Here is an 18,738-nt window from a genome sequence, read left to right on the forward strand (position 1 = left end):
TTATGCAAAAAGAAGTTGATAGAGTCAACCAAAAAGGCGGCGAAGATCCGCTCGAGGTCATGCATGCGATCGTGCACCTGTATCGTTCGCAGCAGATGCGCGGTCTGCGCAGCGGCGTGCAGGCCGGCTCGCACGAGCTGGCGCACATGGAAATCAAGGTGCTGCGGTTTTTCGGCCGTCATCCCGGCGCGACGCAGAGCGAGCTGGTCGCGCATTCGGGCCGTGACAAGGCGCAGGTTGCGCGCCTGATCAAGGGCTTGCGCGATGCGGGGATGCTCGATGCGACAGCCGACGAGGCGGATCGGCGCAGTACACGGCTCACATTGAGCAGTGCAGGGCAGGCGGTGTCTGAGGAACTGCGACGGCAAAGCGGCGCATTGGGAAAGATTGCCCTGGCAGGGCTGGACGGGGCCGAGCAGGCCCAGTTGATGGCGTTGCTGGCGCGCGTGCGCGCCAACCTGGAAGCCGGCGCGGCCTGAGGCCGCGCCGGCGGGTGGGTCGAATCGTTTACTCGACCCAGCCGAAGCCGTCGCGCGCCAGCAGCGCGAACGATTCCGGCGGACCCCACGAACCGGCCGCATACGCATGGGGCTTTTCGCCCAGCGTCTCCCAGCCATTGATGATCGGCTCGACCCATTCCCACGCTGCCTCGAGTTCATCGCGGCGCATGAAGTGCGTCAGGCGGCCACGTACGACGTCGATCAGCAGGCGTTCATAGGCTTCGGCGCGGCGCTGCGCGAATGCCGACTGCAGATCGAGGTTCAGCGCGACCTGCTGCATCAGCATGCCGCTGCCTGGCTGCTTGGCGAAGATCTGCAGCTTGATCGCTTCTTCGGGCTGCAGCTCGATGACGAGGCGATTGGCCACGCCGCCTGGCGTTTCCGGGAACAGCGGGAACGGCGGATTGGCGAACTCGATGACGATCTTCGACGAGCGCCGCGCCATGCGCTTGCCGGTGCGCAGATAGAACGGCACCTTCGACCAGCGCCAGGTATCGATGTGGGCGCGCAGGGCGACGAAGGTCTCGGTGTGGCTGTCGGCCGGCACGTTGCTTTCTTCGTGATAGCCCTTCGCTTCCTGGTTGCCGCTCACGCCACGCGAATACTGGCCACGCACGGTGTCGCGCGCGATATCGGCCAGGCCCATGCGGCGCAGCGAGCGCAGCACCTTGAGCTTTTCATCGCGCACGGCGTCGGGCGAGAGCGAGGTTGGCGGCTCCATCGCCACGATGCACAGCAGCTGCATCAGGTGGTTCTGCACCATGTCGCGCATCGCGCCGGCGCTGTCGTAGAAGCCCGCGCGGCTGCCCACGCCGACTTCTTCGGCCACCGTGATCTGCACGCTGGCGATGTTCGGAGCGCGCCACAGCGGTTCCAGGATCGAGTTCCCGAAGCGCAGCACCATCAGGTTCTGCACGGTCTCTTTGCCCAGGTAGTGGTCGATGCGGTAGATCTGCGACTCGGCAAAATGCTTGCCGACCGCCTCGTTGATCTCGACGGCCGAGGCCAGGTCGCGCCCCAGCGGTTTCTCGAGCACGACGCGCGCATTGGCGTCGACCAGGCCGGTGGCGGCGAGCTTGTCGCAGATCATCGTGAACAGCGATGGCGCGGTGGCGAGATAGAACACGCGCTGGGCGCCATCGCGCGAGACGTCGCGCAGCGTGTCGAAGACCGGCGCCTCAGCGACGTCGACCTTCACGTAGACCAGCAGATCCAGGAAACCGGCCCAGCTTTTCTCGTTGAAGTTGTCGCCGCTGATGAACGAGCGCGAATGCTCTTCGATGAAGGCGAGATAGGCCGCGCGGTCATAGTCCTGGCGGCCGGTCGACAGGATGCGGGTCGATGCCGGCAGGTTGCCGTGCAGGTAGGCCATGTACAGGGCGGGCAGCAGCTTGCGCATGGCAAGGTCGCCCATCCCGCCGAAGATGGTCATGTCGAGGGGGAGGCCGTTGTCAATCTCGGTCGAGGTGCTCATGGGTCTTTCGCTGGCAGGTTGGAGAAAATCGCGTGCGTCGCGGGCCGTAGATTGTAGCGTACCTGAGGCCCGACGGATGCCCGGCGTGCCGCCGGGGTATGCCTGACGTGGACGAAAAAAAGCCCGCGCAAGCGCGGGCCCAAGGACGCAAGGACGCGTTCGGTCAGAACTTGTAACGCAGCCCGAACAGATATTCGCGGCCCGTGACGTTGTTGACGACGACGCTGTTGCGCGCCCGGCTGATGAACTGGTCGCTTTCTTCGTTGGTCAGGTTGACGCCTTCGAGCGTGAACTCGAGCTTGTCGTTGACCTTGTACGAGAACGACAGGTCGACGTTGAGCGTTTCATTCTTGCCTTCGACGTCGTTGTTGTTCTGACCCGGCACGCGGGTCACGAAGCCCGAGCGCTGGGCGGCCGAGACACGCGCGCTGAACTTGCCGTCGTCATAGAACAGCGTGGCGTTCCATGCTTTCGGCGACAGGTTCAGCAGGTCGTCCGTGATGCGCGCGTCGCTGGTCGGCGAGACCAGGTATTCGATCTTCGACGAGACCCGGGTGTAGTTCAGCAGCGTGCCGAAGTTCTTGCCCCAGCCGGGCAGGAACGTGAACGGCTGCTGGTAGTTGATCTCGAAGCCTTTCAGCTTGCCGCCGTCGGTATTGACCGGGGTGGTCAGCGCAAACACTTCTTCACCCGTGAAGTTTGCCGGCAGCAGCGACAGCGGCAGACCCGAATCGCGGAACGCCACGTTGGTACGCAGGCTCTGGATATAGGTGTCGATGTTCTTCTGGAACAGGCCCACGCCGACGAACGCCTTGTTCTTGAAGTAGTACTCGAAGCTGGTGTCGAAGGTCTTGGCGCGGAACGGTTTCAGGAACGGGTTGCCCGTGTTGATCGACAGGTTGCCGGTGGTCGCGATGCTGCCGCCCGGCGACAGGAAGCCCAGTTGCGGGCGCGTCATGACCTTGGCGGCGCCGACGCGCACGATGAATTCGTCGGTGATGTTCGCAGCCAGGTTGAACGATGGCAGCGTGTCCTTGTAGTCGTGGTCGACCGTGACCGCGGTGCCACCGCCGGCGGCCTGGTAGCCGGTCGTCGACAGGTCGGTCTTCACATGGCGCACGCCGACGTTGCCGCGCACCGGGATATTCCACAGGTCGTAGCGGAACTCGCCCATCAGGTACAGGCCATCGCTCTTCTCGGTGACCGAGCGGTTGTTGCCGCGTGCATTGCCGTTCTCGATCGACGACAGCCGGAAGTCGCCCGGGCCGCCTGCAGGACCGCTCTTGATGCAGTTGCAGTAGATGTCGTAGGCAGCGGCGATCGCCTGCAGGTTCGGCACGACCCAGCCGGTCGGATTTCCGGCGGGGAGGCCCAGGTTGCTGCCAAAGCCGGTCAGGTTGGACGTCAGGCCGGTGGCGCCTGCGGGCGGTGCGAAGATCGTGTCGTTCTGGTTCACGCGCCGGAATTCGTAGGTGTCCGAGCTGTACTTCTTGCTGTTGACGCCACCCTTGATCGTGAAGATGTCACTGGCTTCCCACGCCAGGTCGAACTGGCCGACGTTGTTGACGTTGTCGGTGCCTTGCGGACGGGTGCGGATCTCGCTGGTCGTGGTGTTGGGGACCGTCGATGGCTGCGTGCCGCTGGCCACCTGCGGTACGCCGACCAGGCCCAGACGGTTGCCCATCGGGTCGAACGGATAGCCGATGACCGGGCGGCGGTCGTCGTTGCGGAAGTCGAGCGTGTAGCCGTCGACGTTCAGCGCGTCGAGCGTGACCGTGGTCTGCACCGGATTGCGGAACTTCGAATTGGCGCGGCCGTAGCGGGCGCTCATGCTCAGCGTGTCGGTGATCTTGTGTTCGAGCGTCAGCGTCGGCTGCGTGAAGGTGGTCTTCAGTTCGTCGAAGCGCTGCTCGGAGCGGATGTCAACGCCGTTGTATTTGCCATACAGCAGAGCGCCGTTCGGCGCGTACTCGGCCTGCACCACGCTCATTTGCGGCTTGCCGCCCTGGCTGGCGCTGCGGCTGAACGAGGTCGCTTCCAGGAAGTCTTCCTGGCGCGTGGCGTCGAGCTTCGAGTACAGCATGTCGAACGTGAGCAGGGTGCCGCGCTGCGGGCGCCACTGCACCGAGGCGGTCAGGCCCAGGCGATCCTGGTCGTGGGTCAGGCGGCCATAACGTGGCAGGCGCGGATGGAAGTTGTCCGGGCTGCTGGCGGCGTTGTAGGCAGCCTGGTTTTCCGGGGTGTTCGGCAGGCGCGCGACACCTTGTGCGGCGGGGCCGCAGGTGGTCGCGGTGGAGTTGGCCGGGTTGGCGGCGGCAGCGCCTTGCGGTGCGCACCAGCCGCCGGACGACGGGCCGTTATCCCAGCGCACGGTGCTGAAACCGTCTTCCAGTACACGGCGTTTCGAGAATGCGCCCGAGACCAGCACGCCGACCTTGCGGTCGAAGAACGTATCCGAAATCATGAAGGCCGCGCGCGGATCGGTCTTCTCGGAGCCGTCGTTGTACTTGCCCTTGAGGGCGACCGTGGCGTTGAAGCCTTTCAGGTCGAACGGGCGCAGCGTCTGCAGGTCGACGGTGGCGCCAAGCGAGCCTTCGTCGACATCGGCCGAAGAGCTCTTGCGCACCGTCAGGGCGCTGAACAGTTCAGACGCAAACACGTTGAAGTCGAAGCCGCGGCCACGGTTGGTGCCGCCCGAGCTGTCGGTGCCGCCGGTGGTGGCCAGGCCCTCGATGCCGTTGATGCGCACGCGGGTAAAGTCCTGGCCCAGGCCGCGTACGGTGATCGAACGGCCTTCACCCGCATCGCGGTCGATGACGACGCCCGGCACCCGCTGCAGCGACTCGGCCAGGTTCGTGTCAGGGAACTTGCCCATGTCTTCCGACTTGATGACGTCGACGATGCCGTTTTCCTGGCGCTTGGCGTTCAGGGCGCTTTCGAGCGAGGCGCGCAGGCCCGTGACGACCACCGTTTGCGCTGCGCCGGCGCCGGCCGGTGTCGCGGCCACTTCCTGCGCGAACGCGGGGCCCAGCGACATGGCGGATACCGAGGCTGTGCCGAGCAGGCACAGGGTGAGTTTGCGCAGCGATGCGCGGTGCGGGTGTTGGTTCATGCTGTCTCCATGCGTTTTTATCGGGGTGGACATCGGTTGGTCCACCGGCGCTGCATTGTTTAATCTGGTCAGGCCAGTTTTTGAATTCTATGTCACAACTGGCAATTTTGGTCAGACCAATTAAAAAATATTTTTCATCTGGCCTGACCTGTTGCGAGTCAGGTCTTTTTGTGCAAGACCTGCTTGTATCGCTTGCCGGCAATGGTGACGTTGTCCAACGTGATGTCGACAGCGTTGTGCACGAACCACGGCTGGCGCGTGTTGGCGGGCGTGCCGAAATCCGAATCGCTGATGCGCACGCGCGCGATCGGCGGTATCGGTGTGCCCGGCTTGCCGTTGAAGCTCGACGCCACGGGGCCGAGCAGCACGAACGCCTGATAGCACGAGAATTGACCCTTGCCCGTCGCGACATTCCTGGCGCGCACATTGCGGATGTCGATGTCCGACACCTGCGGTGGACGACTGCGCATCGTGTCGTCGCCCGGCACGTAATCGCAGTCGATCGTGATGATCGCGCCGGCGCTCGAGGCGACCGGCTGCTTGAGCTCATGCGCGCCGGCCAGCGGCTTGTACAGCCCGGGTTCGAGCGCCACGCCATTGGGCAGCGTCACGTCGCGCACGTACAGGTGGCGCAGAAAGCCGCCCCGGTTCATGTTTGTCTTGAGCCGGATCGCCGTGTTCAGCGGATCGTCCTTCCAATGGGTATTGCGAAAATCGAGCTGCTGCGCGTAGACGTGCTCGATCCCGCCAGCCATCTCGCTGCCGAGCGTGACGCCGCCATGGCCGCTGTTCATCACGCAGCGCTGGATGACGATATTGCGCGTCGGGCCATGCTGCGTGTCGCGGTTCTTGCCGGCCTTGATGGCAATGCAGTCGTCGCCATTATTGAAGTGGCACTCGTCGACCAGCACGCCGTCGCAAGCCTCCGGGTCGAACCCGTCGCTGTTCGGGCCCAGGCTTTCCATGTCCACGCGGCGGATCACGAGGTCCCTGCAATTGACCGGGTGGTGCAGCCAGAACGGCGCGGCATTGACCTGGTAGCCCTGCAGCAGCACCTTGCTGCAGCCAATCAGCTCGATCATGCACGGGCGCAGATAGTGGCCATGGCCGAACACGCGCCGTTCGACCGGCACGCCGGCCTCGGACAGCGCGGGCAGATAGCGCGAGTCGGTCTGCCAGCGGTCGCCATCACCCTGGATGCTTGCCTGCAGCCGCGCGTCGATACCGGGAACGACGCGGTCGAGCGGGGCGTTGGCCGGATTGGCGGCCACTTCGGTGCGGGTCCGTACCGGTTTGCCGCGCCCCTTCCAGTCCCACCAGCATTCCGGTTGCTGCGCGAAGCCCGGTTCGAACGGCACGCCGCCCTGGCCATTGAGGATGCTGGTCCAGTCTTCGCCGGTGAGGGCGATATTCTGCTGGTCGATCGCGTACACCATCGGCGAATAATTCAGGCAGTCGTTGCCCTGCCAGCGCGACAGCACCAGCTTGCCGTTGGCGCCGCAGTCATGCGCGCCGTGACGCGCATAGTGCTCGGGGTTGGCCGAAAAATGCACGCGCGCGCCGGCGGCCAGGTGCACGTGGACATTCGAGCGCAGCACGATCGGCCCGGCGCAATACCACTCGCCTTTCGGGATTACGACGCGCCCACCGCCCTTGGCATGGCAGGCGGAAATTGCAGCCGCGATGGCCGGATAGCAGTCGGGCGAGCCGGGCGCCGGCGTGTCGAGCATGCCATCGACGAGCGAGGCGACCTGGCCCGGCACCTCCATCAGCGCGGCCGGCTTGGCGCCGTAGGCGATGACGTCGAAGTCTTCCTTGCGAAACGCCAAGGGCGTGGCGAAGCGGGCGATGATGTCGTTGGCGCGCTGCCACGGGTCGGGCGGCGCGGGTGCAGCGACGGTAGCGGCGGCGAGGGCGGGCTTGACGCCGGAGAGCAGCAGCGAGGCCGCCGGTACGGTGCGCAGCAGCGCGCGGCGTGTGGGGTGAAATGCCATCGTCAGTCTCCTTTGGCGGGCGCGATTGTCACGCGCACCGGGCTGGCGTCGCGCGCGGCGACGGCCGCTGCCTGGTCTTGCCATTGTTCGCGGCTGGTGATCTCGCCAGCGCGGCGCCAGGCGGCGCCTGCGTAGTAGCGCAGCGGCTGGCCCGGCATGGCGTTGGCCACGATCAGCTCATTGAGCGCGTCCTGGGCGAAGCCTTCGGCGGTTGGCAGCACAATCGCGGTACCGAAGGCATCGTTGGTGGTCTGCTCGACCCACTGCAGCAGCACCTTGCCATCGCGCGTGGTGGCGATTTCCGGGGACTGGCCCTTGTCGCCCGGCGTCTTGTTCAGGCCCACGGCGACCATCAACGGGCGGTTGCCGCTGGCGGTGAAGGTGCTGTCGATGCGGTCGAACCAGTGGCCGGCATCGACCGTGAAGCGTTTGACTTCGCTGACCTGGCGCCCGCTCGCGTCCCACGGCGCGTAGTGCAGCTCGAACACCGTGCGGATCGGGCCATTGGCCAGGATCTTGAAGTTCGCGTAGTTCACGCCCGGGTACAAGGTCGCACCGCTCCAGATGCCGGTGCCACCGGCGCCGCGCGACTTGCCGACGTTGTACATGTCCATGCCTTCGCCCTGGTCCTTGTGATAGTGGTCGTGGCCCTTGTTGTACCAGCGGTCGACGATCGGATAATCGACGCGCTTGAACCAGATATCCAGGCCGCTCGTGACCAGGACTTCCTTGACGACGCCAGGCGGGGCGGGCGCTGCCAGCGCCGGCCCGTAGGTGCGGTGGGCGATCTTGTCATTTTCCCACGCGAAGTCGTCCAGCCGCTCGGGTACCTGGCGCGCGAAGGTCTTGATCGGGAACGGTGGGGCGACGCCGTCGATGCGCTCGATGGTGAACCCGGCGCTCTTTTCGCCGGCGGCAAAGCTGTGCTGGAACAGCAGTTCGCCGTAGGCGACGCCTTCGTTCTTCGGGTCCTTGGCCTGTGGCGCGATATTCGTCACCTGGTGCGGCAGCACCCGGCCACGCGCATCCTTCACCGCGATTTTCTGCACCATCGCGCCGGGCAGGGCGGCGTTGACGTCCTTCCACGGGATCGAGATGGTCTCGGAAGGGCGGGCAATGGCCAGGTCTTGTTCGACGGTCACGCGGATGCTGTCCGCATGGGCGTGCGCCAGCGGCGCGGCCACTGCGGGGATGAGCAGCGCGGCGAGTACGAGTCGGTTCATGTCAGTCACTCCGAGGTCAGTGGTGTTCGCGGTAGTCGGTCTGCCCGCCCTTGGGCATGTAGTGGTACGTGCGCACCTTGTGCTGCACCTCGAACGCGGGGTTCGTCACCAGGCGGATGATTTCGGCGCCGGCCAGCAGCATCGGGCCGTAGCCGTGCAGCGCATCCACGCTCGTCGGGCGGTGGTAGTAATAAACCATATCGCCGGCCAGCGTCGTGCCCACGCACGTGCCTTCCACTTGGCCCAACGCCGTGATGCGGGTGGACAGCGCGTTCCAGCCGGCTTGCGCGATCGAGCCGTAGGTCGTCGGGCTGACCCAGCCCTGGTTGACCGCATGCGCGAACACATAGGTGAAGATCGCGCTGGCCGACGTTTCAAGATACGAGTCGTTGCGGTCGATCATCTGGTGCCACAGGCCGCTGCCGCTTTGCAGTTCGGCGATGCCCTTGAGCGACGCGCGCAGCTGTGCCAGCACTTTCGGGTAGCCGGGATGGTCTTTTGGCAGCACGTCGAGCAGGTCGGACATCGCCAGCACCGCCCAGCCATTGGCGCGCGCCCAGTAAAAGCGCGGCGCGTCCGGGTGGTTCGCATGCCAGCCGTGCGTGTACAGGCCAAGCTGGGGATTGAACATGCGGCTCGACATGCCCATCACATTATTGACGGCGTCGTCGAAATACGCGCGCTCGCCCGTCAGCCGGCCCATCTCGGCCAGCGCCGGGATGCTCATATACATGTCGTCGGCCCACAGCGAGACTTCCTGCGGGCGCTTGCGGGCCATCGTGCCGTCGTCCAGCCGGAACTGGCGCTTGGCGACCCAGTCGCTGCAGGTGTCGATCATGGGCTTGAGGTCCGGCCCGACCCTGGCGGCGCGCGCGCGGATCAGGGCGGCGCACATCGAGCCGGCGTCGTCGAGAGAGCGGGGATCGAGAAAGCGCGAAAAGCTGTTGGCCCGTTCGAGCTTGAACTGCTGTTCCTGTGCACGAAAGTACGGCAGCGTCTCGGCAAAGAAAGCGAAGTGGCGTTTGGTCATGGCGGTAAAGCCCTGGTCCTTGGTAACCTCGGCAGCCTTGAGCAGGCCCGAATGCACCACGCCCATCTCGTAGACCTGGATCCCGTAGTCGCCGGCGCTCTTTTCGAAGACCGCGTCGGCGCTCGGCTTTTTCAGGTCCGTGATCGGCTGGCCGGTGCGCTTGCTGACGATGCGGGTTGGCGTCGCGCGGTCCATGAAGGCGCGGATGGCCTGCAACTGCGCGGTGACTTCCGCCACCACCGGCTTTTTATAGGGGATCGGGTAGGTGCCTTCGCCAGCGTCGCCCAGATTCGTGTTGTCGGGATTGCGGTACGGGCCCTGCGCCAGCGCGGACGAGGATATCAACGCGCAGCCCAGCAGGGCTGCAAGCAATGGGCGTTGCAGATGCAGTTTCATTTGTCTCCAATCGGCATCGTGATTTTCACTTATGTATTTACCTGTGTCTTGGTCGTGCAGGTAGCGCTCTTTTGGTCAGGCCATTCTAATTTGGTCAGACCAAAATCGCAAGGTGGACTAGCCACTTTTCGATTTTGTATGGCATACTTTCTCGGAACTTCCAGATAAGGCAGACCAATGAACCAGCTCGTCCCTCGTACTATCCGCATGCAAGCCAGCGACAATGTGGCGATCGTCGCCAACGACGGTGGCCTGCCGGCCGGCACCGTCCTTGCGGACGGGCTGGTGCTGGTGGAGGGCGTCCCGCAGGGGCACAAGGTCGCGCTGGTCGACCTGCTCGACGGCGACGCGGTGATCCGCTACGGCGTGACGATCGGGTACGCCAATGGCGCGATCCCGCGCGGCAGCTGGATCTCGGAAAAGGTGCTGCACATGCCGGCCGCCCGCTCGCTGGACGACCTGCCGGTGGGGACGCACGCGGTCGCCTCCTTCCCGCCGCTCGAGGGTTACACCTTCGAGGGCTTTCGCAATCGTGACGGGTCGGTCGGCACCCGCAACGTGCTGGCGGTGACCAGCACCGTGCAGTGCGTGTCGGGTGTGATCGAACATGCGGTCAAGCGCATCCGGGCCGAACTGCTGCCGCGCTACCCGAACGTCGACGATGTCGTCTCGCTCGAACACAATTATGGCTGCGGCGTGGCGATCGATGCGCCGGGCGCAGAGATCCCGATCCGCACGCTGCGCAACCTGTCGAAGAACCCGAATTTTGGCGACAACGTCATGGTCGTGAGCCTTGGCTGCGAGAAGCTGCCGCCAACGCGCCTGTTCCCGGCCGGCTCGATACCGATCGGCGCCGCCGAACCGTCGGTCATATGCCTGCAGGATGCGCAGCATGTCGGGTTCATGTCGATGATCGACAACCTGATGGCCACTGCGCAGCGCCACCTGGAAGCGCTCAATGCCCGCCAGCGCACCACCTGTCCGGCGTCCGAACTGGTGGTGGGCGTGCAGTGCGGCGGCAGCGACGCGTTCTCCGGCGTGACCGCCAACCCGGCTGTCGGCTTTGCGACCGACCTGCTGGTGCGCGCCGGCGCGGCCGTGATGTTCTCGGAAGTGACCGAGGTGCGCGACGGGATCGACCAGTTGACGGCGCGCGCCGCCACGCCCGAAGTGGCTGCGGCGATGGTGCGCGAGATGCAGTGGTACGACGATTACCTGGTGCGCGGCGGCGTCGACCGCAGCGCGAATACCACGCCCGGCAACAAGAAGGGCGGCCTGTCGAACATCGTCGAAAAGGCGATGGGCTCGATCGTAAAGTCGGGCAGCACGGCGATTACCGGCGTGCTCTCGCCCGGCGACAAACTGAAGCAGAAAGGCCTGATCTACGCGGCCACGCCGGCCAGCGACTTCATTTGCGGTACGCTGCAGATGGCCGCCGGCATGAACGTCCACGTGTTTACCACGGGGCGCGGCACGCCGTACGGCCTGGCCGCGGTCCCCGTGATCAAGATGGCGACGCGCTCCGAGCTGGCACGCCGCTGGCACGACCTGATGGACGTCGACGCCGGCCGCATTGCCACCGGCGAAGCGAGTATCGAGGACGTGGGCTGGGAACTCTTCCGCCTGATTCTCGACGTCGCCAGCGGGCGCCAGACCTGGGCCGAACAGTGGAAGCTGCACAATTCGCTGGCGCTGTTCAATCCGGCGCCGGTGACGTAATCTACAAATAGAAACATTCAGGAGACCGTGCATGACCGAAGTTGAGAACAAAGTGGGCAAGCCATTCAAACGCATCCTGCTGACCGGCGCGGCCGGCGGCCTGGGCAAGGTGCTGCGCGATCGCATCAAGCCGTGGGCCGACGTGGTGCGGCTGTCGGATGTCGTCGACATGGGCGAAGCCCGCGAAGGCGAAGAGATCGTCCAGTGCGACCTGGCCGACCGGGAAGCGGTGATCAAGCTGCTGGAGGGCGTGGACGCCGTGCTGCACTTTGGCGGCGTCTCTACTGAAAAGCCGTTCGAGCCGATCATGCAGGCCAATATCCTGGGCGTGGCCAACCTGTACGAGGCGCTGCACAAGGCCGGCACGAAGCGCGTGATCTTTGCCAGCTCGAACCATGCGATCGGCTACCACCGCACGACCGAGATGCTCGACGCGAATTCGCCGACCCGCCCGGACAGCTACTACGGTCTGTCGAAGGTGTTCGGCGAGCAGATGTCGCGCTATTACTACGACCGCTTCGGCATCGAGACGGTGTGCGTGCGGATCGGCTCGAGCTTCCCGGAGCCGGCCAACAAGCGCATGATGAGTACCTATCTGTCGTATGACGACCTGACCGAACTGCTGCGCTGCGCGCTATTTGCGCCGCGTGTGGGCCACACGATCGTCTACGGCATGTCGGACAACGACAGCGTCTGGTGGGACAACCGGCTGGTCGCGCACCTGGGCTTCAAGCCCAAGGACAGTTCGCGCACCTTTGCGCACCTGTTCCCGGATTCGGCCGAATTCCCTGCCCCGGACGATGTGACGACGATCTACCAGGGCGGTAAATTCCTGCTCGACGGCCCGCAATACTGATGCCGGTGGCGCGCCCCATGCTGCAACGCCTCGTCCTGCGCAACCACAGCCTGGCGGCCGAGATCGTGCCGCAGATCGGCGGCAGCCTCGCGCGCCTGGACTGGCTGCGTGGCGCACAACCGGTGCCACTGCTGCGCGGCCTCCCGCCGGATTTTTCGGGCATGCCGCAGCCGGGCCAGCTGGCCTGCTTCCCGCTGGTGCCATGGTCGAACCGGATCGCGCCATCCGGCTTCGAATACGCCGGCCAGCGGTATGTGCCAACGCCGAACCGCCCAGGCGAGAAGGTCGCCATTCATGGCGATGGCTGGCAGCAGGCGTGGGACGTGCAATCGCTGACCTTCGATTCGATCCTGCTGCGCCTGACGCGCCACGAATTCGCGCCGCTCGCGTATGACGCCACGCTGCGCTACACGCTCGATGACGACGCACTGATCGTCGAACTCACCGTGCGCAATGCCGGCGCCGTGGCGCTGCCATTCGGACTGGGTCTGCATCCGTGGCTGCCCGACCCGGGCGGCGCGCAGCTGCAGGCGCGCGCCGATGCGGTCTGGCTGTCGGGCGCCGACAAGCTGCCGTCGAGCCGGCGCGCCGTACCTGCGCACTGGGACTACCGCACGTTCGCGCCGCTGCCAAAGGAAGCTGTCGACAACGCATTCGCCGGATGGGACGGGGTCGCGCGTGTGCGCTGGCCGGGGCGGGGCGTGGGCCTCGCCATCGAGGCGGCGATGGATTACTTCATCCTTTACGCGCCACCGGGCCGCGATTTCTTCTGCTTCGAGCCGGTCGACCATCCGATCAATGCGCACAATATGCCGGGCTATCCTGGCCTCACCGTGCTGGCGCCCGGCGCCAGTGTGAGCCGCTCGGTCATCTTCCGGGGCGAGTCGCTGTGACGCGCTGGCCGCTGGCGATCTGGCTGCTGTTGCCGGTCGCCGGCGCCGTCAACATCGCTACCGCCCAGCCGTACAACGCCGAGACCACGTACCGCAAACTCGTCGCCGCCTATCCCGACATCCGCATTGCCAGCAGCACGGCGCCGGCGCCCGTCCGGGTGCGCAAGGACATTGTCTACGCGCGCCGGGGCGAATTGTCGCTGGCGCTCGACCTGTATTCGCCGGGGCCGCGAGACCAAGCGGCGCCAATCGTCGTGCTGGTGCATGGCGGCGGCTGGCGCAGTGGCGACCGTAGCGAGATGGCCCCGCTGGCAGCAAGGCTGGCCGCGCGCGGCTATGCGGCGGCCACGGTCAGCTATCGCTTGTCGGGTCAGGCGCGCTATCCGGCGGCGATTGATGACGTCAAGGAGGCGATGCGTTGGCTGCACGCGCATCCCGAGGTCCACGGCGCCGACGTCGACCGGATGGTGATCGCGGGCGGTTCCGCTGGCGGGCAGATTGCCACGCTGGTTGGCATGACGAGCCCCGGTGCCGTCCAGGCGGTGATCAATATCGACGGGCTGTCGGATTTCACGAGCGAAGAAGCACGGCGCCACGAGGACGATCCGAGCAAGAACCCGTCCGCCGCCGGCGCCTGGTTTGGCGGGCGCTACTCCGAGCAGCCGGCGCGCTGGCAGCAGGCCTCGCCGATCAACCATGTGAGCAGGGCGAGTCCGCCGGTATTGTTCATCGTGAGCAGCGTCCCGCGTTTTTCGGTCGGTCGCGAGGCGATGACGGCAAAGCTGCACGAGCACGGTGTCGTTGCCGAGACGGTCGCGTTGCCTGGTACGCCGCATTCATTCTGGTTGTTCGATCCGTGGGTCACGCCGACGGTCGATGCGATGACCGATTTTATCGAGCGCGTGTTTGGTGGGTCGCCTGGCGGGTGATGTCGCAATGCGAGCAGCATGCATCGTTACAAAGCGCGTTTTTTCTCGCAGGAATCGTCGCTATAGTGACAGCGGGCGCCATTGTGCGGCAAACATTGTGGGGTAAGGTTCATGACATTCAGGCTCTGCTGCGCTGCAATCAGCGTCGCTTTGGCGCTCGGTGTGCCGGCGCATGGTGAGGAGGCGGCCGCAGCGCGCGAGCAGACGGTCAAGCGCCAGATCATCGAAGAGTCCATCGCGTCCTATCCTGGCCGCTGCCCTTGTCCATACAATGTGACGCAAAATGGCAGTGCCTGCGGTGGACGAAGCGCCTGGAGCCGGCAGGGCGGTTACGCACCGATCTGCTACGAGCGAGAAATAACGGCGGATGCCGTACGTGCACGGATCGAACAGACCCGCCAATCACGGGCGCGGACAAATGGCGCGCCGCAATCGGACTAATCGACCTTTTCACCAGCTATCGCTTTCCAGAGGAACCAGGCATGCAACGCTGTTACTGCCGTATCTTGTCCGTCGTGGTGTTCACGTTTTTCACCGTTACCGCCGCCAACTGTCAGGCGCAGACGCCGGCCCCCGGCCGGCCTGAACGCGTCACCGCGCTGCTTCCCGAGATCGACCGCATGTACGCGGCGCTCGCTGTCCGAGAGCATCTCCCGGGCCTGGTCTACGGCGTGGTCCTGGACGGCAAGCTCGTGCATGTACGGGCGCTTGGCCTGGCCGACGTCGAGCGCAAGATCGCTGCGAGCAGCGTCACTGAATTTCGGATCGCCTCCATGACCAAGAGCTTCGTGGCGATGGCGGTGCTGAAGCTGCGTGACGGCGGCAAGCTGCGCCTTGACGATCCGGTTGCCGATTATCTGCCCGAACTGCGCGACGTCACGCTGCCGACCTCCGACTCGCCGGCAGTGACGATTCGGCACCTGATGACCATGACCACCGGGCTGCCCGAAGACAACCCCTGGGGCGACCGCCAGATGACGTTGTCCAATAGCAGGCTCGAACAGCTGATTGCCGGCGGGTTGTCGTTTTCCTCCACGCCCGGTCAAGGCTTCGAATACAGCAACCTCGGCTACATCATGCTGGGCAAGGTGGTCAGCAAGGTGTCCGGCATGCGCTTCCAGGATTACGTCACGCGCGAGATCCTGCAGCCGCTGGGCATGACCAGCACACGCTGGGAATACACACGGGCGGCGCCGGGCAAGCTTGCGTTGGGATACCGGTGGGATCGCGATCGGTGGGAGCCCGAACCGATCCTGCCTGACGGCGATGGCGCCGCCATGGGCGGCTTGATCACCACTGCCGACGACTTCGCACGCTACGTGGCATTCCACCTCGATGCGTGGCCAGCCCGCAGCGGCCCGGAGCGGGGCCCGCTGCGCCGGGCGTCGGTGCGCGAGATGCAACAGCCGCATGTCTTCACCGGATTGTCCGCCAACGCAACCATGCTAGATGGAAAAACACGCAATCCCGACGTGAGCTTCTACGGCTATGGCCTTGACACGCAGCGTGATAGCCGCGATGTGGTGATCACCGGTCACTCGGGCGGCTTGCCGGGGTTTGGCAGCCAGTTCTATTTTGCGCCCGCGCATGGCGTCGGTGTCTTTGCCTTCACCAACCTGCGTTACGGTCCGGTGTATGGCCGCACCGGCAAGGCGCTCGCGATGCTGATCGAGCGGGGCGGTCTTGGCCCACAGCCGGTGCCCGTGTCGTCCATCCTGGCGACGCGCCACCGGCAGGTGGCGCAACTGGTGCAGTCGTGGGACGACGGTTTGGGCAACGCGATCGCCGCCGACAACCTTTTCCTTGACCGCTCGCGCGACGCGTGGATGGCCCACGCGCGTACCACGCTGAACGCGATTGGCAAGATAACCTCGGTCGGGCCGATCACCGCTGAAAATGCCTTGCGCGGTACGTTTGCGCTGGTTGGCGAAACCGGTGTTGTGAACGTCGGCTTTACATTGACACCCGAGCGCGAGCCGAAGGTGCAGGAGATCACCCTCACGGCGCAGAAGCCCTGAGCGCCTTCCCCTGGTTATCAGGGGCATGTGGTCGTGTCTTGGACGATTGCTGTCGCAACCAACTTGCATCACGTAGAATGCGCCGGTCAACCGCCATTCCCCGCGCATGCCACGCTCCATCCTTCATTGCCTGCTATCGCTGTTATTGCTCGTCTCGCAGCAGATGGCGCTGGCGCATGGGCTGTCGCACTGGCATAGCGCGCAGCAACGCCATGTCATGCAGCAAGCGGGCGGTCAGCCGGACGCACCTGCGCTGCAGGAGTTCTGCGCCGAATGCGCGGCCGATGCCCAGTTGGATGTCGGATTGCCGCTGCCGCAATACCTGGGCCACGTACCGCAAACGGCCGTTGCCGGTCCACTGGCGCTTGGCGCCGATCTTGTGCGGGCGCAGCCCATCCGCGCGTGCCTGCCGCGCGGCCCTCCTCGGGCGAACTGATTCGATCCGCTGTCATCGATGCATTGCCATGGCGCCGCCGTGGCATTGCCGTTCGCACCCATTTTGCTCGAGGTTGTATCCATGAATATTCAACGTACGCTGCTCGCCAGCGCCATCCTGCTCGCCTGGAATCTGCCCGCCCACGCCCAATCCGCACCCGGGAACGACACCCCGCAGGTGATCGTCACTGCCTCGCCATTTCGCAACAGTGAAAACGACCAGATCCTGACCCCGGCGAAGGTGCTGGCCGGGGACGAGCTGCGCGACAAGGCGGGCAGTTCGCTCGGCGAGACGCTGTCCCAGGAGCTCGGTGTCTCCGCGTCGGCGTTCGGCGCCGGCGCATCGCGCCCCATCATTCGCGGCCTGGAAGGTTCGCGGGTAAAAATGCTGGAAAACGGTATGTCAGTGTCGGACGTGTCGGGCCTGTCGAACGACCATGCGGTATCGGCCGAAGGCGCGGTCGCGCGCCAGATCGAGATCCTGCGTGGCCCGGCGGCGCTGCTGTATGGCTCCGGTGCGATTGGCGGCCTGGTCAATGTCGTCAACGAGCGCATCCCGACCCGGCTCGAAGCCGCGCCGACAGGCCAGGTCGAGACCCGCTACAGCACGGTCGACAATGGCAAGAATGTCTCTGGCAGCGCGGACGCCGCCAGCGGCAGGATCGCGCTGCACGTCGATGGCAACTGGCGCGACACCGACGATTACCGCATTCCGGATCGCCGGGTCCTGCAGGACCCCGACTCGGCGATGCGCCGCCTGCCGCACTCGGACACGCGTGAAAAAAATCTTGGCGCCGGCGCCTCGTGGGTCGATGGCTGGGGCTACGCCGGCGTGTCGGCGTCGCACCTGACCAACCTGTACGGCATTCCAAGTGACGAAGGTTCGCGCATCGACCAGAAGCAGGACCGCTACGACTTCGACAGCATGCTCAGGCAGCCATTGCGGGGCATCGAATCGCTGCGCTTCAAGGTCGGCTATACCGACTATGAGCACGCCGAGCTGGGCGAGGATGGCCCCGAGGTGATCTTCAATAACCGCTCATTGGAAACGCGGCTGGAACTCACGCACGAGGCCATTGCCGGCCTGCGCGGCACGGTCGGCGCCCAGACCGAGAACACCCACTTCTCGGCGCTCAGTGCCGAAGGCGGGCCGGACACCGTGCCGCTGACCCATTCGAAGACCACGGCATTGTTCATGGTGGAAGAGGGCGATGCCGGTCCGCTGCGCCTGAGCGCCGGCGCGCGCTATGAAAACGTCAAGCGCGAGCCGGTGAGCGGCAGGCAGCGCACCTTTGACCTCGGTTCCGGTTCGGTGGGCGCGGCCTGGCCGTTCATGCCGGGCTACAGCGTGGGGGCGACGCTGTCGTATGCACAGCGTGCACCTGCCATCGAAGAGCTGTACTCGGCCGGACCGCACGACGCGACTGCCACTTTCGACATCGGCAATCCCGACTTCGACAAGGAAACCTCGCGCAACGTCGAACTGACGCTGCAAAAGAACACGGGCCTCGTGCGCTGGAAAACCAACCTGTTCCGCAACAACATCGACAATTACATCTTTGGCCGCATCGGCACCGACTTGGTCGACGAGGAAGGCAATCCGGGTGATGCATTGCGCACCCGGACCTTCGAGCAGCGCCGTGCCCGCATTCATGGTGCGGAAGCCGAGCTGACCTATAACCAGACCGGCGCCGGCTGGTCGGGCCGGCTGTTTGGCGATACCTCACGCGGCGAACTCGGTGACGGCGGTGGCAACCTGCCGCTGCAGCCGGCAGACCGTATCGGCGCCAGCGTCGGCTACCGCGAGGGGGCATGGCGCGGCGGCCTGTCGCTTATCCATGCGCGCGGGCAGGATCGCCTGGCCGCCAACGAGCTGCAGGACACCCCGGCTTATAACCAGCTCGACGCCAACCTGTCGTACACGCAGCGCGTGCAGGGCGTCGACCTGACCTGGTTCGCTCTGGCGAAGAATCTGCTGAATGACGATATCCGTTTGTCGACTTCAGTGCTCAAGGATATCGCGCCCCTGCCTGGCAGGCGTCTCGTCGTGGGTGTCAGAACGAAGTTCTGACAGACTGTCAGTACATGGCGGTGCCGGCTGCGCGCGATGCGTTGCAGTCCGGCGCCACCTTCGTTCGACCGCTATACAGGTCGCCTCA

13 protein-coding genes and 1 pseudogene are annotated in these 18,738 nt (G+C 65.1%); 9 read left to right on the forward strand and 5 right to left on the reverse strand.

The genetic code is table 11. The annotated features are described in order from the left end of the window. Positions 1 to 2: 2 nt before the first annotated feature. Positions 3 to 479, forward strand: a complete 477-nt coding sequence (locus IFU00_09090) for a MarR family transcriptional regulator (GenBank protein ID MBD8542436.1) — start codon at positions 3 to 5, stop codon at positions 477 to 479. A 28-nt stretch (positions 480 to 507) separates the two neighbouring features. Here IFU00_09090 and zwf read toward each other — a convergent pair whose 3' ends face one another. The 5 genes from zwf to IFU00_09115 form a co-directional block, all read right to left on the reverse strand. Further along, the gene (gene zwf / locus IFU00_09095; protein ID MBD8542437.1) at positions 508 to 1,974 is read right to left on the reverse strand and encodes a glucose-6-phosphate dehydrogenase; all 1,467 of its coding nucleotides are present in this window, start codon (positions 1,972 to 1,974) and stop codon (positions 508 to 510) included. A gap of 163 nt (positions 1,975 to 2,137) precedes the next feature. Next, complete coding sequence (locus IFU00_09100) at positions 2,138 to 5,011, reverse strand: TonB-dependent receptor (GenBank protein MBD8542438.1); 2,874 nt, start codon at positions 5,009 to 5,011, stop codon at positions 2,138 to 2,140. A gap of 233 nt (positions 5,012 to 5,244) precedes the next feature. Further along, positions 5,245 to 7,080: a glycoside hydrolase family 28 protein gene (locus IFU00_09105; protein MBD8542439.1), complete on the reverse strand. Its 1,836-nt coding sequence runs from the start codon at positions 7,078 to 7,080 to the stop codon at positions 5,245 to 5,247. Positions 7,081 to 7,082: 2 nt separating this feature from the next. Beyond that, on the reverse strand, positions 7,083 to 8,303 hold the full coding sequence (locus tag IFU00_09110; GenBank protein ID MBD8542440.1) for a DUF4861 family protein: 1,221 nt from the start codon (positions 8,301 to 8,303) through the stop codon (positions 7,083 to 7,085). Between the two features lie 16 nt (positions 8,304 to 8,319). Then, the gene (locus IFU00_09115; protein MBD8542441.1) at positions 8,320 to 9,729 is read right to left on the reverse strand and encodes a glycoside hydrolase family 88 protein; all 1,410 of its coding nucleotides are present in this window, start codon (positions 9,727 to 9,729) and stop codon (positions 8,320 to 8,322) included. Positions 9,730 to 9,906: 177 nt separating this feature from the next. Here IFU00_09115 and garD point away from each other — a divergent pair, with 177 nt between their 5' ends. The 8 genes and pseudogenes from garD (at position 9,907) to IFU00_09155 (ending at position 18,650) form a co-directional block, all read left to right on the forward strand. Continuing rightward, positions 9,907 to 11,448 (forward strand): galactarate dehydratase, encoded by a 1,542-nt coding sequence (garD, locus tag IFU00_09120; protein MBD8542442.1) that lies wholly within the window; start codon positions 9,907 to 9,909, stop codon positions 11,446 to 11,448. Between the two features lie 31 nt (positions 11,449 to 11,479). Further along, positions 11,480 to 12,304 carry an NAD(P)-dependent oxidoreductase gene (locus tag IFU00_09125; GenBank protein ID MBD8542443.1) on the forward strand — a complete coding sequence of 275 codons (825 nt, stop codon included), beginning with the start codon at positions 11,480 to 11,482 and terminating at the stop codon, positions 12,302 to 12,304. Between the two features lie 17 nt (positions 12,305 to 12,321). Continuing rightward, on the forward strand, positions 12,322 to 13,197 hold the full coding sequence (locus IFU00_09130; protein MBD8542444.1) for an aldose 1-epimerase: 876 nt from the start codon (positions 12,322 to 12,324) through the stop codon (positions 13,195 to 13,197). After that, positions 13,194 to 14,126 carry an alpha/beta hydrolase gene (locus IFU00_09135; protein MBD8542445.1) on the forward strand — a complete coding sequence of 311 codons (933 nt, stop codon included), beginning with the start codon at positions 13,194 to 13,196 and terminating at the stop codon, positions 14,124 to 14,126. Before IFU00_09130 ends, IFU00_09135 begins: the two co-directional genes overlap by 4 nt. 162 nt (positions 14,127 to 14,288) lie before the next feature. Continuing rightward, a pseudogene (locus IFU00_09140) lies at positions 14,289 to 14,504 on the forward strand (hypothetical protein). A 104-nt stretch (positions 14,505 to 14,608) separates the two neighbouring features. Then, positions 14,609 to 16,144 (forward strand): beta-lactamase family protein, encoded by a 1,536-nt coding sequence (locus IFU00_09145; protein ID MBD8542446.1) that lies wholly within the window; start codon positions 14,609 to 14,611, stop codon positions 16,142 to 16,144. Positions 16,145 to 16,250: 106 nt separating this feature from the next. Further along, a complete protein-coding gene (locus IFU00_09150) occupies positions 16,251 to 16,580 on the forward strand; it encodes a hypothetical protein (GenBank protein MBD8542447.1) in 330 nt (109 codons plus the stop codon). 81 nt (positions 16,581 to 16,661) lie between these two features. Beyond that, positions 16,662 to 18,650 carry a TonB-dependent receptor gene (locus IFU00_09155; GenBank protein ID MBD8542448.1) on the forward strand — a complete coding sequence of 663 codons (1,989 nt, stop codon included), beginning with the start codon at positions 16,662 to 16,664 and terminating at the stop codon, positions 18,648 to 18,650. Positions 18,651 to 18,738 lie beyond the last annotated feature (88 nt).

Source organism: Oxalobacteraceae sp. CFBP 8761, assembly GCA_014841595.1.
GTDB lineage: Bacteria > Pseudomonadota > Gammaproteobacteria > Burkholderiales > Burkholderiaceae_D > Telluria.

Excerpts from the sequence above, each read along its gene's own strand:
- IFU00_09090 (MBD8542436.1), top strand. The coding sequence starts at position 3 with ATGCAAAAAGAAGTTGATAGAGTCAACCAAAAAGGCGGCGAAGATCCG.
- zwf (MBD8542437.1), bottom strand. The coding sequence starts at position 1,974 with ATGAGCACCTCGACCGAGATTGACAACGGCCTCCCCCTCGACATGACC.
- IFU00_09100 (MBD8542438.1), bottom strand. The coding sequence starts at position 5,011 with ATGTCGCTGGGCCCCGCGTTCGCGCAGGAAGTGGCCGCGACACCGGCC.
- IFU00_09105 (MBD8542439.1), bottom strand. The coding sequence starts at position 7,080 with ATGGCATTTCACCCCACACGCCGCGCGCTGCTGCGCACCGTACCGGCG.
- IFU00_09110 (MBD8542440.1), bottom strand. The coding sequence starts at position 8,303 with ATGAACCGACTCGTACTCGCCGCGCTGCTCATCCCCGCAGTGGCCGCG.
- IFU00_09115 (MBD8542441.1), bottom strand. The coding sequence starts at position 9,729 with ATGAAACTGCATCTGCAACGCCCATTGCTTGCAGCCCTGCTGGGCTGC.
- garD (MBD8542442.1), top strand. The coding sequence starts at position 9,907 with ATGAACCAGCTCGTCCCTCGTACTATCCGCATGCAAGCCAGCGACAAT.
- IFU00_09125 (MBD8542443.1), top strand. The coding sequence starts at position 11,480 with ATGACCGAAGTTGAGAACAAAGTGGGCAAGCCATTCAAACGCATCCTG.
- IFU00_09130 (MBD8542444.1), top strand. The coding sequence starts at position 12,322 with ATGCTGCAACGCCTCGTCCTGCGCAACCACAGCCTGGCGGCCGAGATC.
- IFU00_09145 (MBD8542446.1), top strand. The coding sequence starts at position 14,609 with ATGCAACGCTGTTACTGCCGTATCTTGTCCGTCGTGGTGTTCACGTTT.
- IFU00_09150 (MBD8542447.1), top strand. The coding sequence starts at position 16,251 with ATGCCACGCTCCATCCTTCATTGCCTGCTATCGCTGTTATTGCTCGTC.
- IFU00_09155 (MBD8542448.1), top strand. The coding sequence starts at position 16,662 with ATGAATATTCAACGTACGCTGCTCGCCAGCGCCATCCTGCTCGCCTGG.